12 protein-coding genes are annotated in these 17,081 nt (G+C 70.8%); 2 read left to right on the top strand and 10 right to left on the bottom strand.

The annotated features are described in order from the left end of the window. Positions 1 to 40 precede the first annotated feature (40 nt). The 6 genes from serA to AB0M67_RS17300 form a co-directional block, all read right to left on the bottom strand. On the bottom strand, positions 41 to 1,633 hold the full coding sequence (gene serA / locus AB0M67_RS17325) for a phosphoglycerate dehydrogenase (RefSeq protein ID WP_365746226.1): 1,593 nt from the start codon (positions 1,631 to 1,633) through the stop codon (positions 41 to 43). 240 nt (positions 1,634 to 1,873) lie between these two features. Next, complete coding sequence (gene ilvC, locus AB0M67_RS17320; RefSeq protein ID WP_365746225.1) at positions 1,874 to 2,875, bottom strand: ketol-acid reductoisomerase; 1,002 nt, start codon at positions 2,873 to 2,875, stop codon at positions 1,874 to 1,876. A gap of 162 nt (positions 2,876 to 3,037) precedes the next feature. Continuing rightward, complete coding sequence (gene ilvN / locus AB0M67_RS17315) at positions 3,038 to 3,562, bottom strand: acetolactate synthase small subunit (RefSeq protein ID WP_030351817.1); 525 nt, start codon at positions 3,560 to 3,562, stop codon at positions 3,038 to 3,040. A 44-nt stretch (positions 3,563 to 3,606) separates the two neighbouring features. Continuing rightward, positions 3,607 to 5,457, bottom strand: coding sequence for an acetolactate synthase large subunit (locus AB0M67_RS17310; RefSeq protein ID WP_365746224.1), 1,851 nt, complete (start codon positions 5,455 to 5,457; stop codon positions 3,607 to 3,609). A gap of 238 nt (positions 5,458 to 5,695) precedes the next feature. Next, positions 5,696 to 8,545 (bottom strand): EAL domain-containing protein, encoded by a 2,850-nt coding sequence (locus AB0M67_RS17305; protein ID WP_365746400.1) that lies wholly within the window; start codon positions 8,543 to 8,545, stop codon positions 5,696 to 5,698. 409 nt (positions 8,546 to 8,954) lie between these two features. Further along, on the bottom strand, positions 8,955 to 9,893 hold the full coding sequence (locus AB0M67_RS17300) for a 2-hydroxyacid dehydrogenase (RefSeq protein WP_365746223.1): 939 nt from the start codon (positions 9,891 to 9,893) through the stop codon (positions 8,955 to 8,957). Between the two features lie 72 nt (positions 9,894 to 9,965). Here AB0M67_RS17300 and AB0M67_RS17295 point away from each other — a divergent pair, with 72 nt between their 5' ends. Together AB0M67_RS17295 and AB0M67_RS17290 are read left to right on the top strand one after the other, a co-directional pair. After that, entirely contained in the window at positions 9,966 to 10,961 is a 996-nt protein-coding gene (locus AB0M67_RS17295; protein WP_365746222.1) for an aldo/keto reductase, read from the top strand. A 103-nt stretch (positions 10,962 to 11,064) separates the two neighbouring features. Next, positions 11,065 to 12,225, top strand: a complete 1,161-nt coding sequence (locus AB0M67_RS17290; protein WP_365746221.1) for a PQQ-dependent sugar dehydrogenase — start codon at positions 11,065 to 11,067, stop codon at positions 12,223 to 12,225. Between the two features lie 28 nt (positions 12,226 to 12,253). Here AB0M67_RS17290 and AB0M67_RS17285 read toward each other — a convergent pair whose 3' ends face one another. The 4 genes from AB0M67_RS17285 to AB0M67_RS17270 all read right to left on the bottom strand — a co-directional run bounded on the left by AB0M67_RS17285 (position 12,254) and on the right by AB0M67_RS17270 (position 17,046). Beyond that, positions 12,254 to 15,313, bottom strand: coding sequence for an AAA family ATPase (locus AB0M67_RS17285; RefSeq protein ID WP_365746220.1), 3,060 nt, complete (start codon positions 15,311 to 15,313; stop codon positions 12,254 to 12,256). A 47-nt stretch (positions 15,314 to 15,360) separates the two neighbouring features. Then, positions 15,361 to 15,537: a hypothetical protein gene (locus AB0M67_RS17280; RefSeq protein WP_365746219.1), complete on the bottom strand. Its 177-nt coding sequence runs from the start codon at positions 15,535 to 15,537 to the stop codon at positions 15,361 to 15,363. Between the two features lie 186 nt (positions 15,538 to 15,723). Then, positions 15,724 to 16,371: a hypothetical protein gene (locus AB0M67_RS17275; RefSeq protein WP_365746218.1), complete on the bottom strand. Its 648-nt coding sequence runs from the start codon at positions 16,369 to 16,371 to the stop codon at positions 15,724 to 15,726. Between the two features lie 96 nt (positions 16,372 to 16,467). Next, positions 16,468 to 17,046 carry a GNAT family protein gene (locus tag AB0M67_RS17270; RefSeq protein ID WP_365746217.1) on the bottom strand — a complete coding sequence of 193 codons (579 nt, stop codon included), beginning with the start codon at positions 17,044 to 17,046 and terminating at the stop codon, positions 16,468 to 16,470. Positions 17,047 to 17,081 lie beyond the last annotated feature (35 nt).

The raw sequence follows: 17,081 nt of genomic DNA, 5'->3' as shown, positions 1-17,081 counted from the left end.
GCGCGGATCAGGACCCAGGTCCTGTCCGGCCGGACAGGACCTAGTCGGTCAGATCCACCGAGCGCGCGGAGGCCGCGCCGATCTCCTCCGAGATCTCCGCCAGCACGGTCGGCGGTACGTTGTCGTCGACGGTGAGCACGACCAGCGCCTCGCCGCCCTCCTCCGCCCGCGAGACCTGCATGCCCGCGATATTGAGCCCGGCCTCGCCGAGGATCCGGCCGACCGTGCCGACCACACCCGGGCGGTCCTCGTAGCGGAGCACGATCATGTGCTCGGCCAGCGCCAGCTCCACGTCGTACTCGCCGATCGCGACGATCTTCTGGAGGTGCTTGGGCCCGGCCAGCGTGCCGGAGACCGAGACCTCCTCGCCACCGGAGAGCGTGCCGCGCACGGTCACCACATTGCGGTGGTTCGGGGACTCGCTGGAGGTGGTCAGCCTGACCTCGACACCACGCTCCTGGGCGAACAGCGGGGCGTTGACATACGACACGGTCTCGGCGACGACATCCTCGAACACGCCCTTGAGCGCGGAGAGTTCGAGCACCTTCACATCGTGCTGGGTGATCTCGCCGTACACCTCGACATCGAGCCGGACCGCGACCTCGCCCGCGAGCGCGGTGAAGATCCGGCCGAGCTTCTCGGCGAGCGGCAGCCCCGGGCGTACGTCCTCGGCGATGACCCCGCCCTGGACGTTCACCGCGTCCGGTACCAACTCGCCCGCGAGGGCGAGCCGTACGGACCTGGCGACCGCGATGCCCGCCTTCTCCTGCGCCTCGTCGGTGGACGCGCCCAGGTGCGGGGTGCAGACGACCTGGTCGAACTGGAACAGCGGGGAGTCCGTGCAGGGCTCCTTGGAGTACACGTCCAGACCGGCGCCGGCCACCCGGCCCTCCTTGAGCGCGGAGGCGAGCGCCTCCTCGTCCACGATCCCGCCACGCGCGGCGTTGACGATCCGTACCGTCGGCTTGACCTTGTGCAGCGCCTCGTCGCCGATCAGCCCCAGCGTCTCGGGGGTCTTCGGCAGGTGCACGGTGATGAAGTCCGACACTTCGAGCAGCTCGTCGAGCGTCAGCAGCTTGACGCCCATCTGCGCGGCGCGGGCGGCCTGCACATAGGGGTCGTACGCGACGATCTTCATGCCGAAGGCGGACATGCGCTGGGCGACCAGCACGCCGATACGGCCGAGGCCGACGACTCCGAGCGTCTTCTCGCTCAGCTCGACGCCCGTGTACTTGGAGCGCTTCCACTCGCCGTTCTTGAGGGCGGTATTGGCCTGCGGGATATGGCGCGCGGTGGCGACCAGCAGACCGCAGGCCAGCTCGGCGGCGGTGACGATGTTCGAGGTCGGCGCGTTGACGACCATCACGCCCGCCTTGGTGGCGGCGGAGACGTCCACGTTGTCGAGGCCGACGCCGGCGCGGGCGACCACCCTCAGCTTGGCCGCGGCGGCGATGGCCTCCGCGTCGACCTTGGTCGCGGAGCGGACCAGGATCGCGTCCACGTCGGCGATGGCGGGCAGCAGCTCCGCGCGGTCGGCGCCGTTGCAGTGCCGGATCTCGAAGTCCGGACCGAGCGCGTCGACGGTGGCGGGCGAAAGCTCTTCAGCGATGAGTACGACAGGTTTCGAGCTCACGTGAGTCCTCACAAGTCCCATAGCGGACGGCCGTCCCGACGGCCGCATGCGGTGGAGGGTTCTGGCCGCGTGGAAGACGCACGACGCTGTGGGCCTGACGCGTATGTGTGGTGCAGTCTAGTGCTGTCACCGGGCCGTTTTCCGCCCCGGCGGAAGGATCACCCGTACGTGCGGTCCCGCGTCGGCGTTCCGTGCGGACGGCCCCGGCTCATCCCTGGCCGGGGCCGTCCGCGCGCGGTGTTACGCGTCCTCGTCGTCCACCCAGCTCATGAGCTTGCGCAGCTCCGCGCCCGTGGTCGCGAGCAGGCTGTCGCTGTCGGCCTTCTTGTACTCGTTGTACTTCTTCAGACCGCCGTGGTACTCCTCCATCCAGTTCTTGGCGAAGGTGCCGTCCTGGATCTCGGCCAGGATCTTCTTCATCTCGACCTTGGTCTGGTCGGTGATGACGCGCGGGCCGCTGACGTAGTCGCCCCACTCGGCGGTCTCGGAGACCGACCAGCGCATCTTCTCCAGGCCGCCCTCGTACATCAGGTCCACGATCAGCTTCAGCTCGTGGAGGCACTCGAAGTACGCGATCTCCGGCTGGTAGCCGGCCTCGGTCAGCGTCTCGAAGCCCGCCTTGACCAGCGCGGCGGTGCCACCGCAGAGCACGGCCTGCTCACCGAACAGGTCGGTCTCGGTCTCCTCGGTGAAGGTCGTCTTGATGACGCCGGCGCGGGTGCCGCCGATGCCCTTCGCGTACGAGAGGGCCAGCGCGAAGGCGCCACCGGAGAAGTCCTGCTCGACGGCCGCGATGCACGGCACGCCGCGGCCCTCCTCGTACTGGCGGCGGACCAGGTGGCCGGGGCCCTTGGGGGCGACCATCGCGACATCGACATTGGCCGGCGGCTTGATGAAGCCATAGCGGATGTTGAGGCCGTGGCCGAAGAACAGCGCGTCGCCGTCCTTCAGGTTGTCCTTGATGGACTCCTCGTAGACCTGGGCCTGGATCGGGTCCGGCACCAGGATCATGATGACGTCGGCCTCGGCGGCGGCCTCGGCGGGCGTCACCACGCGCAGGCCCTGCTCCTCGGCCTTGGCCTTGGACTTGGAGCCCTCGTGCAGACCGACCCGGACGTCGACACCCGAGTCACGGAGCGACAGCGCGTGGGCGTGGCCCTGGCTGCCGTAACCGATGACCGCGACCTTGCGGTTCTGGATGATGGACAGGTCGGCGTCGTCGTCGTAGAACAGCTCGGCCACTGGGTCTTCTCCTTGGTGTGCGCTGCTTGGGGTGCAGGCGGCTTCGTGAATGCCGCGGCTCGCGTCCCACCGTACGGCGGGACGGTCGACGCGGGGGTCCCGGTCTCGCCATACGAGCGGACCGGGGATGACGGGGCGGGGTTACGGACGGGGTCCGGCGGGCTACGCGCTGCGGTCGAGCGCCCGCAGGCTGCGGTCCGTGATGGACCGCGCGCCACGTCCTATGGCGATCGTGCCGGACTGCACCAGCTCCTTGATGCCGTACTGCTCCAGCATCTTCAGCATGGCGTCGAGCTTGTCGCTCGATCCGGTGGCCTCGATCGTGACGGCCTCGGGCGAGACGTCCACGGTCTTGGCGCGGAACAGCTGGACGATCTCGACGATCTGGGAGCGGGTCTCGTTGTCGGCGCGGACCTTCACCAGGACGAGCTCGCGCTGGATCGCGGCGCCGGGCTCAAGTTCGACGATCTTCAGGACGTTCACCAGCTTGTTGAGCTGCTTCGTCACCTGTTCGAGGGGCAGTTCCTCGACATTGACCACGATGGTGATGCGGGAGATGTCGGGGTGCTCGGTGACACCGACGGCGAGCGAGTCGATGTTGAAGCCGCGGCGGGAGAACAGCGCGGCGATCCTGGCGAGGATGCCGGGGGTGTTCTCCACCAGAACGGAGAGCGTGTGCCTGGTCATGTCTCGGTCTCTTCTCTCGGTCTCTCGTGCTCTCGTTCCGCGGCTCAGTCGTCCGCGCCGTCGCCGAAGTCGGGGCGGACGCCCAGAGCGGCCATGACCTCGTCGTTCGAGGTGCCCGCGGCGACCATCGGCCACACCTGGGCGTCCTCGTGGACGATGAAGTCGACCACGACGGGGCGGTCGTTGATGGCGTTGGCCTTGGCGATCACCGCGTCCAGCTCGTCCGGGGACTCGCAGCGCATCGCGACACAGCCCATGGCCTCGGAGAGCTTGACGAAGTCCGGGACGCGGGTGCCGCCGTTGGGCCCTTCGGCCGTGTCCTGGCCGGAGTGCAGCACGGTGTTGGAGTAGCGCTGGTTGTAGAAGAGGGTCTGCCACTGGCGGACCATGCCCAGCGCGCCGTTGTTGATGATCGCGACCTTGATCGGGATGTTGTTGAGCGCGCAGGTGGTGAGTTCCTGGTTGGTCATCTGGAAGCAGCCGTCGCCGTCGATGGCCCAGACCGTGCGGTCCGGCTGCCCCGCCTTGGCGCCCATGGCGGCCGGCACGGCGTATCCCATGGTCCCGGCGCCGCCGGAGTTCAGCCAGGTGGCGGGCTTCTCGTACTCGATGAAGTGCGCGGCCCACATCTGGTGCTGGCCGACGCCCGCCGCGTAGATGGTGTCCTCGGGGGCGAGTTGGCCGATGCGCTGGATGACCTGCTGCGGCGAGAGGGTGCCGTCCCCGGGCTGGTCGTAGCCGAGGGGGTAGGTCTCGCGCCAGCGGTTGAGGTCCTGCCACCAGGCGGTGTAGTCGCCGATGTGGCCCTCGGTGTGCTCGGACTGGACGGCCTGGACCAGATCGGCCAGGACCTCGCGCGCGTCGCCGACGATCGGCACGTCCGCGGTGCGGTTCTTGCCGATCTCGGCCGGGTCGATATCGGCGTGGACGATCTTGGCGTATGGCGCGAAGCTGTCCAGCTTGCCGGTGACGCGGTCGTCGAAACGGGCTCCGAGGGCGACGATCAGGTCGGCCTTCTGCAGCGCGGTGACGGCGGTGACCGATCCGTGCATGCCCGGCATTCCCACGTGCAGCGGGTGGCTGTCGGGGAACGCGCCCAGCGCCATCAAGGTGGTGGTGACGGGGGCGCCGGTGAGCTCGGCGAGGACCTTCAGCTCGGCGGTGGCGCCGGCCTTGAGGACACCGCCGCCGACGTACAGCACCGGGCGCCTGGCCTGTGTGATCAGCTTGGCGGCCTCGCGGATCTGCTTGGCGTGCGGCTTGGTCACCGGGCGGTAGCCGGGCAGGTCCTGGGTGGGCGGCCAGCTGAAGGTCGTCTCGGCCTGGAGCGCGTCCTTGGCGATGTCCACCAGGACCGGCCCCGGGCGCCCGGTGGAGGCGATGTGGAAGGCCTCCGCGATGGTGCGCGGGATGTCCTCGGCCTTCGTGACGAGGAAGTTGTGCTTGGTGATCGGCATGGTGATGCCGCAGATGTCCGCCTCCTGGAAGGCGTCCGTGCCGATGGCCTTGCTCGCCACCTGGCCGGTGATCGCGACCATCGGCACGGAGTCCATGTGCGCGTCGGCGATCGGGGTGACCAGGTTGGTGGCGCCGGGGCCCGAGGTGGCCATGCAGACGCCCACCTTGCCGGTGGCCTGGGCGTAGCCCTCGGCCGCGTGGCCCGCGCCCTGCTCGTGGCGGACGAGGATGTGGCGGACCCGGGTGGAGTCCATCATCGGGTCGTACGCGGGGAGGATGGCGCCGCCGGGGATGCCGAATACCGTGTCGGCCCCCACTTCCTCAAGCGAGCGGACGAGGGACTGCGCGCCCGTGACGTGCTCAACGGAGGCGGGGGACGGTCCGCCGTTACGGGCCCGCGGCTGCGGATGGTGGGCCCCGGTGGCCTGCTCGGTCATCGGCATTCTCTTCTCGAAGAGGCTGAGGGTTTTTGCGATGGTTTGGGGTGTGCCGGTGCAACAAAAAACCCCTCGTGCCGTGAGGCAAGCGAGGGGAGCGCGTCGGTGTGGTTCTGCGGAGCGGTTCGCTGCTCTGCTTCAGCCGACGCGCTTTCCAAGTACGAGAATTCGGGTGCGCATGGCACTGACCCTCCCTCCGGCGCGCCATGGCTGTCAAGCGGGTGGGACGGGAGTCTCACTATTTGAGCGGATCGAGGGGCATCGAAGGGTGTGGGATCCGGTCGCCAGGGGACTGCCGGGAAGGCCTGACGGGCAGCGCGCTTCCGGGCAGCGCGCTGCCCGTCAGCACGGGCAGGGCCGCACCCTCCGGCAGGGGGTACGCGCCGGCCACCAGGGCGCGGCGCAGCCGGTACTCGTCCAGCGGCCCGGAGAAGGCCATTCCCTGGCCGTGGGTGCACCCCATGGCGCGCAGCGCGAGGACCTGCTCGGGGACGTCGACCCCGTCGGCCACGGACTGCATGCCCAGATCGCCCGCGATCCGCAGCAGCCCCGCGGTGATCTTGTGCAGCCGCGCGGACTCCACGACGCCCTCCACCAGACCGCGGTCCAGTTTCAGTACGTCCACCGGGAGTCTGCGCAGGGAGCTGATCGCGGCGTAGCCGCTGCCGAAGCCGTCGAGGGCGATCCGTACCCCCATCCGGCGCAGCGCGACGAGCCGGTGCTCCAGCTCGTCGATGGAGGCGCGCGGGTCGCTGTCGGACAGCTCGATCATCAGGGCCCCCGAGGGCAGCCCATGGCGGGTGAGCAGGGCCTCGATGGAGCCGGGCGGCAGGGACTTGTCGAGCAGTCTGCGGGCCGGGAGCCGTACCGAGACGGCCGCGGAATGGCCTGTTCTCGCCCGTTCCGCGGCCTGGGAGACGGCCTCTTCGAGCAGCCAGCGGCCGAGCTCCGCGGTGCGGTCGCCGTCGTCGGCGACGCGCAGGAACTCCGCGGGGGTGAACAGGATGCCCTGGGCGGAGCGCCAGCGTGCCTGGGCGGCGACGGAGGAGACCCGCCCGGTGGTGAGATGCACCACCGGCTGGTGGAGCAGGGCGAATTCGCCGTCGTGCAGGGCGGTGCGCAGCCGGGTGGCCAGCTCGGTCCTGCGGACGACCTCGGCCTGCATCTGGGGCGCGTACAGCTCGACGCGGTTCTTGCCCGCGGCCTTGGCGCGGTACATGGCGAGGTCTGCGTTGCGCATGAGTTCGGTGGGGGTTATGCCCGGTTCGGCGAAGGCGATGCCGATGGAGGCGGCGACCCGGACATCGTTGCCGTCGATCCGATACGGCTGCGAGAGCCTGAGGCGCAGCCGGTCGGCGATCTCGTGGACCTGGTGCTCCCGGGCGGTCCTGTCGTCGTTCCCGTCGCCGAGGACGATGGCCGCGAACTCGTCGCCGCCGAGTCTGGCCGCGGTGTCACCGGCCCGTACGGAGTCCTGGAGCCGGTGGGCGGCGAGGATCAGCAGCTCGTCCCCGACCTGATGGCCCAGCCGGTCGTTGACGCCCTTGAAGCCGTCGAGGTCGATGAAGAGCACGGCCGTGCCCGGATCGGTCGTACGGCGGCCGGAGAGGGCTTGTCGTACGCGCTCGGTGAACAGGGCGCGGTTGGGCAGGTCGGTGAGCGGGTCGTGCTCGGCGTTGTGCTGGAGCTGCGCCTGGAGGCGTACCCGTTCGGTGACGTCCCGGCTGTTGAAGATCAGCCCGCCCTGGTGGCGGTTGACGGTGGACTCCACATTGAGCCAGTCGCCGGTCCCTGATCTGAAGCGGCACTCGATGCGGGTCGTGGGTTCCTCGGAGGGGGGCGCGGCCAGGAAGCGCCGTACTTCGTGGACGACCCTGCCGAGGTCGTCGGGGTGGATGATCGAGGCCAGTTCCGCGCCGACGAGATCCTCCGCCTCCCGGCCGTACACGCCCGTGGCGGCGGGGCTGACGTAGCGGAGTATGCCGGAGGGCGCGGCGATCATGATCACATCGCTGGAGCCCTGCACCAGGGACCGGAAGTGGTTCTCCTTCTGGGCCAGTTCATGGGTGAGCGCGATGTTGTCGACGAGCATGATGCCCTGCCGTACCACCAGCGCGAGCACGACTGTGCAGCCGGTGAGGACCACCACCCGGTCGACCCGGCGGTCCTCGATCACGTTGTAGAGGATGCCCAGCGTGCAGACGGCCGCGGCCAGATACGGCGTGAGCGCGGCGAGCGAGCCGGCGATCGGACGGCTGGAGGTACGGGGCTGACGTGGCGGCGGGCTCTCGGGGACACGGCGCATGCCCCAGGGCGCGTACGCGAGGAGCAGCGAGCCGGCGAACCAGCCCGCGTCGAGCAGCTGTCCCGAGCGATAGGTCTCCCGCAGCAGCGGGGAGGTGAACAGGGCGTCGCACAGCACCGTCAGGGCGAGTGCGGCGATCGCGGTGTTGACGGCGGAGCGGCTGCCCGTGGCCCGTCGGAAGTGCAGCGCGAGCACCATGCTGACCAGCACGATGTCGAGCAGTGGATAGGCGAGGGAGAGCGCCGCCTGGGTCACGCTCTCGCCCTGGAAATGCGCCGTGCGCGCGAGGGCGAGGCTCCAGGAGAGGGTGAGCAGCGAGCCGCCGATCAGCCAGGAGTCGAGCGCCAGACAGAGCCAGCCGGCCCTGCTGACGGGGCGCTTGGCGAGGACGAGCAGCCCCACGATGGCGGGTGGCGCGAAGCAGAGGAAGAAGAGATCGGCGAGTGAGGGGCTGGGCACCGGCTCGTCGAGGATGACCTCGTACCAGCCCCAGACGGCGTTCCCTCCGGAGGCCATCGCGGAGGAGAACGAGAACAGCAGCCAGGCGGGCCGGAAGCGGCTGCCGCGGCCGCGTGCGTAGAAGAAGCAGGAGACCGCGGCGATCGCGGCGGCCAGACTCAGCCCGAAGTCCCCCATGAACAGGGCCAGTTCGGGCGAGCCCCAGCCCAGCGCCGCGCCGGCCGCGTAGCCCGCGCAGATCAGGGCGAGCAAGAGCTGCGCGACCAGCCCCGAGCCGCTGCCGGAGACCGCCCGCCTGCCGATGAGGACGCCCTCGGCGCTCACCGGAGAACCCCGGGGGGTGTCGCGGTCACCGCCGAAGGAACCCGCGTGTTGACCGGGATGTCCGGAGGCCGTCGCCGGCGCCCCTGCCGCGTCGGATCGTTCGTCCATTGGCCGTACATCGCCCCGTCGCCCCCCTCGCATTCTGATCGCTCCGCTGCGCCGCCCCAGGCGCGCCGCAGCCCCCAGATCGGGACGATACACCAGTCTCGTCACTCAGGGACATAGTTCTTCTACTCTCCGTGACGACCAGGGGAGTTGTCGGCCACGAGGGTGTCCGGACGGCTGCGGAGAGTGGCCAGGGAGTGCCTTCCGGATCTTGCCGCGGGGTGCTGCGGCGCCGGGTCCCGGCCGGACGCCGGGGCGCGGGATGCCGTTGTACGGCGGTGCCGAGTGGTTCTCCGGCCCGGGGTCAGCCGGTGGTGAGGACGATGTTGCGCGGCTCGTCCCCGGCGGCGAACAGGGCGAGCTGGCCGGCCAGCAGCCGCTTGGCGCGCGGCAGGAACGCCGAGGTGGAGCCGCCGACATGGGGGCTGATGAGGACGCCGGGCGCGTGCCAGAGGGGATGGCCGGCGGGCAGCGGTTCCGGATCGGTCACGTCCAGGGCGGCCCTGATCCGTCCGCTCGCGGTCTCGGCGAGCAGGGCGTCGGTGGAGACGACGGCGCCGCGCGCGACATTGACCAGCAGCGCGCCGTCCTTCATCCGGGCCAGGAACTCCGCCCCGGCCAGGCCTCTCGTCCCCTCGGTGAGCGGGGTGGAGAGGATCACCACATCGGCGCCGGGGAGCAGTTCGGGAAGATCGGTGAACGCGTGGACGGCGCCGCGCTCCGTGGTGCGGGCCGAGCGGGCGACGCGCACCACCCGCGCGCACTCGAAGGGCGCGAGCCGGTCCTCGATGGCCGCGCCGATCGAGCCGTACCCGACGATCAGTACGGACTTGTCGGCGAGCGCCGGGTAGAAGCCGGAGCGCCACTCCTCCCGCTGCTGGCCGGTGACGAAGCCGGGGATGCCGCGCAGGGAGGCGAGGATCAGGGCCAGGGTGAGTTCCGCGGTGCTGGCCTCGTGGACACCCTTGGCGTTGCACAGGCGTACGCCGGCGGGCAGCGAGCCGAGGCCGGGGGTCACATGGTCTATGCCCGCCGAGAGGGTCTGGACGACGCGTACGGAGGTCATGGCGGCGAGCGGCCGTACCGCGATCTCGGGTCCCTTCATGTACGGGACGGCGTAGAAGGCGCAGTCGGCCGGGTCGGCGGGGTACTCCTCGCCGCCGTCCCAGAAGAGATAGCGCGGCCCCTCGGGAAGTCCCTCGATCCCGTCGGCCTGCAAGGGGAGCCATACGTCTGAAGTCATGGTCAGGAGGCTATGCGATGGGTGTCGGGGCGATGAGGTTAGCTTGTGGGCGGCACAAGGAGGGGTACGGCGTTGGAGCGCAGGACAATCGGTGCGGCGGCGCTCGAAGTGGGCGCGATCGGCCTCGGGTGCATGCCGATGCACTGGGCCTACACCGGCTCGCAGCAGCACGGCGACCGTTCACTCCGTACGGTGCACGCGGCGCTCGACGCCGGTACGAGCCTGCTCGACACGGCGGACATGTACGGCCCCTTCACCAATGAGCTGCTGCTGGGGCGGGTGCTCGGGCAGCGGCGCGCGGATGTCTTCGTCTCGACCAAGTGCGGACTGCTCGTCGGTGATCAGCACATCGTCGCCAACGGCCGCCCCGGATACGTACGGCGGGCCTGTGACGCGTCGCTGCGGCGGCTCCAGACCGATGTGATCGACCTCTACCAGCTGCACCGCGCCGATCCCGAGATACCGGTCGAGGAGACCTGGGGCGCCATGGCCGAGCTGGTGGCCGCGGGGAAGGTGCGGGCGCTCGGGCTGTGCGCGGTGGGAGCGCGCGCGTCCCGGCGCAGATCGGGGGCGCATCTGCACGAGTCGACGATCCGCCAGCTGGAGCGGGTGCAGCAGATCTTTCCGGTGAGCGCGGTGGAGGCGGAGCTCTCGGTGTGGTCGACGGAGGCGCTGGAGCGGCTGCTGCCGTGGTGCGAGGCGCGGGGTATCGGGTTCCTGGCGGCGATGCCGCTGGGCAATGGCTTTCTGACCGGCACGCTCACGCCGGGGCAGGGTTTCGAGCCGGACGATCTGCGGGCGCGGCATCCGCGGTTCACGGCCGAGATGATGGCCGCGAACCAGCCACTGGTGGTGGGGTTGCGGCGGATCGCGGCGCGGCACGGCGCGACCCCCGCGCAGGTGGCGCTGGCGTGGGTACTGAGCCGGGGGCGGCATGTGGTGCCACTGCCGGGGACGAAACGGGAGCGGTGGGCGGTGGAGAACGCGCGGGCGGCGGAGCTGACGCTGACCGCGCGGGATCTGGCCGAGATCGCGGAACTGCCGCCGGTACGGGAGTCATGGGAGTGAGCGTGGCCGCGGTGCGCGAACGGCGGCGGTGTGAGAGACGTTGGGAACGATAGAGCACAACGGCAGAGCACAGGGGAATCGCAGCCTTCGAAGGGATCGAACCGTGCAACGTTCAACAGTGACGGCCGTAGGGACCGCTGTCGCACTGGTCGTGTTGACGGGATGCGGCTCCGGCGGTGACGCGGGTCCCGTGCCCGGCCGGAGCGCCATGACGACCCCGGCCGCCGCGACGTCGCGGGACGCGGCGCCGAGCCCGTCGGCCGCGCCCGCCAAGGGCTCGGTGAAGGTGGTGTCCACCCTGACGGAAGGGCTCAAGTCGCCCTGGGGCCTGGCCGCTCTGCCGGACGGTGACGCGCTGGTGTCCTCACGCGACGAGGGGACGATCACCCGGGTGGACGCGGAGACCGGGCAGAAGACCGTGATCGGCTCCGTGCCCGGGGTCTCCCCGGCGGGTGAGGGCGGGTTGCTGGGTATCGCGCTCTCTCCTTCGTACGCCTCGGACCATCAGGTGTACGCGTATTTCACCACCACGTCGGACAATCGCATCGCGCGGATGATCTACAACGAGAAGAGGCCCCCCGGGCAGCAGTTGGGGGCGCCCGACACCGTACTGCGGGGCATTCCGAAGGGCAGTATCCACAATGGCGGGCGGATCGCCTTCGGCCCGGACAAGATGCTGTACGCGGGTACCGGCGAGACCGGTGAGACGGGCCTCGCGCAGGACAAGAAGTCGCTGGCCGGCAAGATTCTGCGGATGACTCCCGACGGGCAGCCCGTGCACGGCAATCCGGAGGCGAATTCGGTCGTCTATTCCCTGGGCCACCGCAATGTGCAGGGACTCGCCTGGGATTCCGCGGGGCGGCTATGGGCCTCGGAGTTCGGCCAGAACACCTGGGACGAGCTGAATCTCATCGAGCCCGGCAAGAATTACGGCTGGCCCGACGTGGAGGGAAAGGCCCACAAGCCGGGCTTTGTCGACCCGGTCGTGCAATGGAAGACGGACGAGTCGTCGCCGAGCGGGATCGCGTACGCGGAGGGCTCGATCTGGATGGCGGCGCTGCGGGGCGAGCGGCTGTGGCGGATTCCGCTGGCGGGCCGGAAAGCCGCGGCTGCCCCTCAGGCGTTCCTGAAAGGTGAGTACGGCCGCCTGCGCACGGTGCTTTCGGTGGGCGGCGACAAGGTGTGGCTGATGACCAGCAATACGGATGGCCGGGGCACACCGAAGCCGGGGGACGACAGGATCCTCCTGCTGGAGGTCGCGTAGGGCCTCTCGTTTGGATCTTGCCCTTAGCTTAGGGCCTGTCCGGCGCCGCGGAGTCGGGGAAGAGGCGCAGGCGGTGCGCGAGCGCCGCCGCTTCCGTACGGCCCGACACACCCAACTTGGCCAGGATGTTGGAGACATGGACGCTCGCCGTCTTGGGCGAGATGTACAGCTCCTCGGCGATCCCGCGGTTGCTGTGACCGGCGGCGACCAGCCGCAGGACGTCCTGTTCCCGTGGGGTCAGCCCGAGTGCGCGGACCGGGTCGGGATCCTGGTCGGTGCCCCCGGCCGTGCGGACATCGGCGGGCGTCGGCGCGAGGCTGATCCGGGCCCGCCCCGCGAGCGATTCGATCTCCTCGGTCAGCGGGCGCGCGCCGAGGCCCAGGGCCGTCGTGTGGGCCAGGATGAGCGGTTCGGCCGCTTCGGCGCGGTCGGCGTGGTGGTCCAGCAGAGCGGCGGCCCAGCGCTGCCGGACGAGGGCCAGTTCATAGGGCCGCTCCGTCACCTCGAAGGCGGCTACGGCACGCGCCCACAGCTCCGGCGCCATGGTGCCCTCCGCGCGCGCCAGCTCCGCTTCCAGCATGAGGCCGTACGCGTGCCAGACGGGCACGAGCGTGGGCATCCGTTTGGCGTGCAGGCGGATGGCCGTGAGTATCGCCGCGCGTCCGGCCTCCGCGTCCGGCAGCCCTCTGGCGTCCGCCTCGATCGAGGCGGCCGTGCACAGCAGTGGCAGTGCGTGCTGCCGGGTGCCCGGCGGGAAGCCGTGCTCGGTGATCCGCTCGAACTCGGCCCTGGCGTCGGCCAGCGCGCCGCGCCGCGCGGCGATACACATCGCGAGCCGGGCCGGCGGTATGAGGTGCTGCGGCTGGAAGTCATGGGTGCCGAAGAAGCTCCTGGTCAGCTCCACCTGGCGGCGCGCCTCGTCGAAGTCACCGCGGGCCAGGGCCAGTTCCGCGCGGCGCCCGGCGACCAGACCGCGTGCCTTGTGGGACTGGGCCAGCTCCACCGTGTCGTCGAGGACGGCGTCCGCCTCGGTCCAGCGTCCGAGGGAGAAGAGGGAGTGGGCGAGGTTGTGCCGCACCCAGGCCTCCGTGTCGGCGAGACCGCGCCGATGACTGAAGGCGACGCCCTCCTCTGCGGCGGCCACCGCTTCCCCGGAGCGGCCCATGCTCTCCAGTGTGGACGGCAGATTGACACTGGCCCGGCCCAGGATCCCGACGGCGCCCAGCTCGGCGGCGCGGTCACGGGCCTCGTACATCTCGGTGATGCCCTCTTCGACCCCGCCCGCGTCGGCGGTGAGCCAGCCGCGGGTGAGGCGGGCGTGCAACTCGGTGAGTTCCGCGCCGACCAGCCTGGCGTACTCCACGGCCCGGTCGGCCGCGGCCAGACTGTCGGGGCCCGGCTGGTGCAGGGCGCCCCAGCTCGCGACCGTGGCGAGGACCTCCGCGTGCACGGCGGACGGTCGCATCCCGCGCACCAGCTCCTGGGCGGTGGCCAGTTCCCGCCAGCCGTCGCCGCGCGTGAGGTCCTGCGTCAGACGGGAGCGCTGGATCCAGAACCAGGCGGCGCGCAGCGGATCCTTCCCGCCGTCCTCGCCCTCCAGGAACCGCAGGGCCTTCTTGGAGATGGCCAGGGCGCGTTCGCGCTCACCGCCGAAGCGGGCGGCGACCGTCGCCTCCGCCATCAGATCCAGATAGCGCAGTGGCGGGGATTTCGGATCGCCGCCGCAGGGCGGATAGACCTCGACGTCGTCCGGTGGCCGCAGGGTGCCGCGCACTTCCCCGGGGGCGTCGTCCCACAGCTCCATGGCCCGTTCGAGCAGCCTCAGTTGCTCGGAGTACGCGTAGCGCCGGCGCGCCTCCACGGCCGCGCTCAGCACCGCGGGGAGTGCCTTGGCCGCGTCATGCGCGTGGTACCAGTGGCTGGCGAGGCGGGTGGTGCGCTCATCGGCCCGTACGAGCGAGGGGTCGGCCTCCAGCACCTCGGCGTAGCGGCGGTTGATCCGGGAGCGCTCGCCCGGCAGCAGATCGTCGCTGACCGCCTCACGCACCAGGGAGTGCCGGAAGCGGTAGCCGTCCCCGTCGGCCGTGGGCAGCAGGATATTGGCGCCTACGGCGGCCCGCAGCGCCTCGATCAGCTCGTCCTCGGCGAGCCGTCCTACGGCGGCGAGCAGCCGGTATTCGACGGTCGTGCCGCCCTCGGCGACGATCCTGGCGACCCGCTGGGCGTCCTCGGGCAGCGCCTCGACCCTGACGAGCAGCAGATCGCGCAGGGAGTCGCTCAGACCGGTGCCGCAGCCCGTCCCGAGGGAACAGGCCAGCTCCTCCACGAAGAACGCGTTGCCGTCGGAGCGTTCGAAGATCTGCTCCAGCAGGGCCGGGTCCGGTTCGGCCGCGAGGATGCCCGTGAGCTGGCGCCGTACCTCGGCGCGGGTGAAACGGGAGAGCTCGATACGGCGGACGGAGCGCAGCCGGTCCAGCTCGGCCAGGAGCGGGCGCAGCGGGTGCCGGCGGTGTATGTCGTCGGCCCGGTACGTGGCGAGCACGACGAGCCGGCCGCGGCGCAGGGCACGGAAGAGATAGGCGAGGAGATGGCGCGTGGAGGCGTCCGCCCAGTGAAGATCCTCCAGGACGAGCACGACCGTACGGTCGGCCGCCAGCCTCTCCAGCAGGCGCGCGGTGAGCTCGAAGAGCCGGGCGGTGCCGTCCTCCCCGAGCGCGCCACGGTCCGACTGCCCCAGCTCGGGCAGGATCCGGGCCAGCTCGTCCTCCTGGCCCTCGGCCGCCGCCGCCAGCTCGTCGGGCAGCTGACGGCGCAGGGAGCGCAGCGCGGTGGAGAAGGGCGCGAACGGCAGCCCGTCCGCGCCTATTTCGACGCATCCGCCGACCGCCACGACGGCCTTCTCCGCGCAGGCCGCCGTGTGCAGCTCCTCGATGAGCCGTGTCTTGCCGACGCCGGCCTCGCCCCCGATGAGCAACGCCTGCGGCTCGCCCGCGGTGGCGCGGGCGAGCGCTTGGGTGAGGGCGGTGAGTTCGCCGGATCTGCCGACGAACACGGGGCTGACTGACCTGGTCTGCACGGGCCCGAGCATCGCACAGGGGTCTGACAGCGCGGCACTGGTTATCGGGTGGAGCGCCGTCATGTCAGGCCGCGCGCGAACCGGTGGTGCGGCGTGTTCACCCGGCCCTCCCGGGCTTCCTTGGCCGCTCGTCGCGCCTGCCGGCGGGCGGTGCGGATCTCGCGTACGAGCCGCCGCTGGTCGGCCCTGCGGATCAGCTCGGCCGAGTTGATCTTGTGAAGTTCGTACTCGAACATCGGGTCCCCCTGGTGAAGGTGTCTGGCGTCTGGTGATGCCTCTACCTTCGTCTCCCAGGGGGTACGGCCACATCGGGAGAGTGCCGCATCTTGGCGGGCCCCGGTGCCTTAGAAACAGGGGCGCGGACCGCCGTACGGCCTAAGGCCCCCGCTGTGCCGCCGCGTGGGCCTCAGGGCCTCTCGGGCTCAGGGGGTGGGGGCGGGGGCGGCGGGCGCAGTGGGCAGGGCCGCGAAGAGGTCGAAGTACATGCCGAAGGAGACCAGCAGCCCCAGGAAGCCGAGGATCGCTCCGGCCAGCGCGACGGGCCGCACCCAGCCGGTGCGCTGCGGCAGGGCGAGCACGATCACTCCGGCGAGCAGCGCCACCAGGGCCACGCCGCCGTTGATCGCGGCGGTGACGTGCCAGCCGTCGGCGTAGATCGCGGAGATCTGCTGCTCCGTGGTGCTGGTCTGGCCGCTCTTGAGCTGTCCGACGAGGCCCTGGCGCTCGGCGAGGACTCGGCTGGTCCAGGTGCCGGTGAGGGCGACGATCCCGAGGCAGACGGCGACGATGGAGGCGGCGGCGGAGCCGAGCCCGGACGGGCGGCTCGCCGCGGCGGCCTCCTCGGCGTCCAGGTCGGCGTCCTCCGCGTCCTCGGCGTCCGCCGCGTCGTCGTCACGGTCTTCGGCCGAGGTGGCGTCCTTGTCGGTGTGCTCGGCGGCGGACCCCTTCGTGAGGTCGGCCTTGGGGCCGGTCTTGGTCTCCGCCGCCGCCTCGGCGCCGGAGGCGGCGGTCTCGGCCGTCTCCGGGTCGGTGGTCTGAGCGGCGGTCTCGGTCTCGGGGGTCGGGTTCATACGGCGCACGCTAGGGGCCCTGTCTGAGAACTTCCTGAGAACGCCGAAACTCGTGGTGAAAAGAGCGTTTCGAGGTGGTGCCGAGGGTCCGCGAGGTCAGCCGGCGGTGCCCGCGCGCTCGCGCCACTCGGACGCCAGAACCGACCAGATCTCGGTGTGCTGCCGTACACCGCGGTGCGGATAGTTCTCCCGCAGCACCCCGTCCCGTGTCATACCGAGCCGCCGCGCGACGTTGACGCTCGCGGTGTTGGCGGACGACACCCGCCACTCCACGCGGTGCATCCCACGCTCCTCCACCGCCCAGTCGATCAGCATCCGCGCCGCGCGCGTGACCAGACCGCGCCCCGTCGCGGCGGGCTCCAGCCAGCAGCCGACCTCGCAGGTGCCGGTCGCCGTGTCGAAGAGGCGGAAGAGCACGCCTCCGACGAGAGTGAAGTCCCCGACGAGGGTGGAGTCGAGCCAGATCCCGTAGATCCGACCGCTGTCGGCCGCCTGCTTCTCCGCGTACGAGGTGAGCAGCGCGCGGGCCGACACGGGATCGGTGACGGCGGCGGCCAGCTTGATGTGTTCATCGACCAGATCCCTGGCACGGTCCATATGGGCGAGGAACTCCTCGGCCCGCCATGGTTCCAGCGGGCGCAGTTCCGCGCCGTCACCCAGTGGTATCGCGAACATCGTGCTCCTTCAGCGTGCGAGTGAACAGGTGCTGC

Origin of the sequence: Streptomyces sp. NPDC051662 (assembly GCF_040681655.1) — a bacterium.
Taxonomy (GTDB): Bacteria; Actinomycetota; Actinomycetes; order Streptomycetales; family Streptomycetaceae; genus Streptomyces.
The sequence above is the reverse complement of the archived record's forward strand: the minus strand, read 5'-3'. Positions and strand labels throughout refer to the sequence as shown.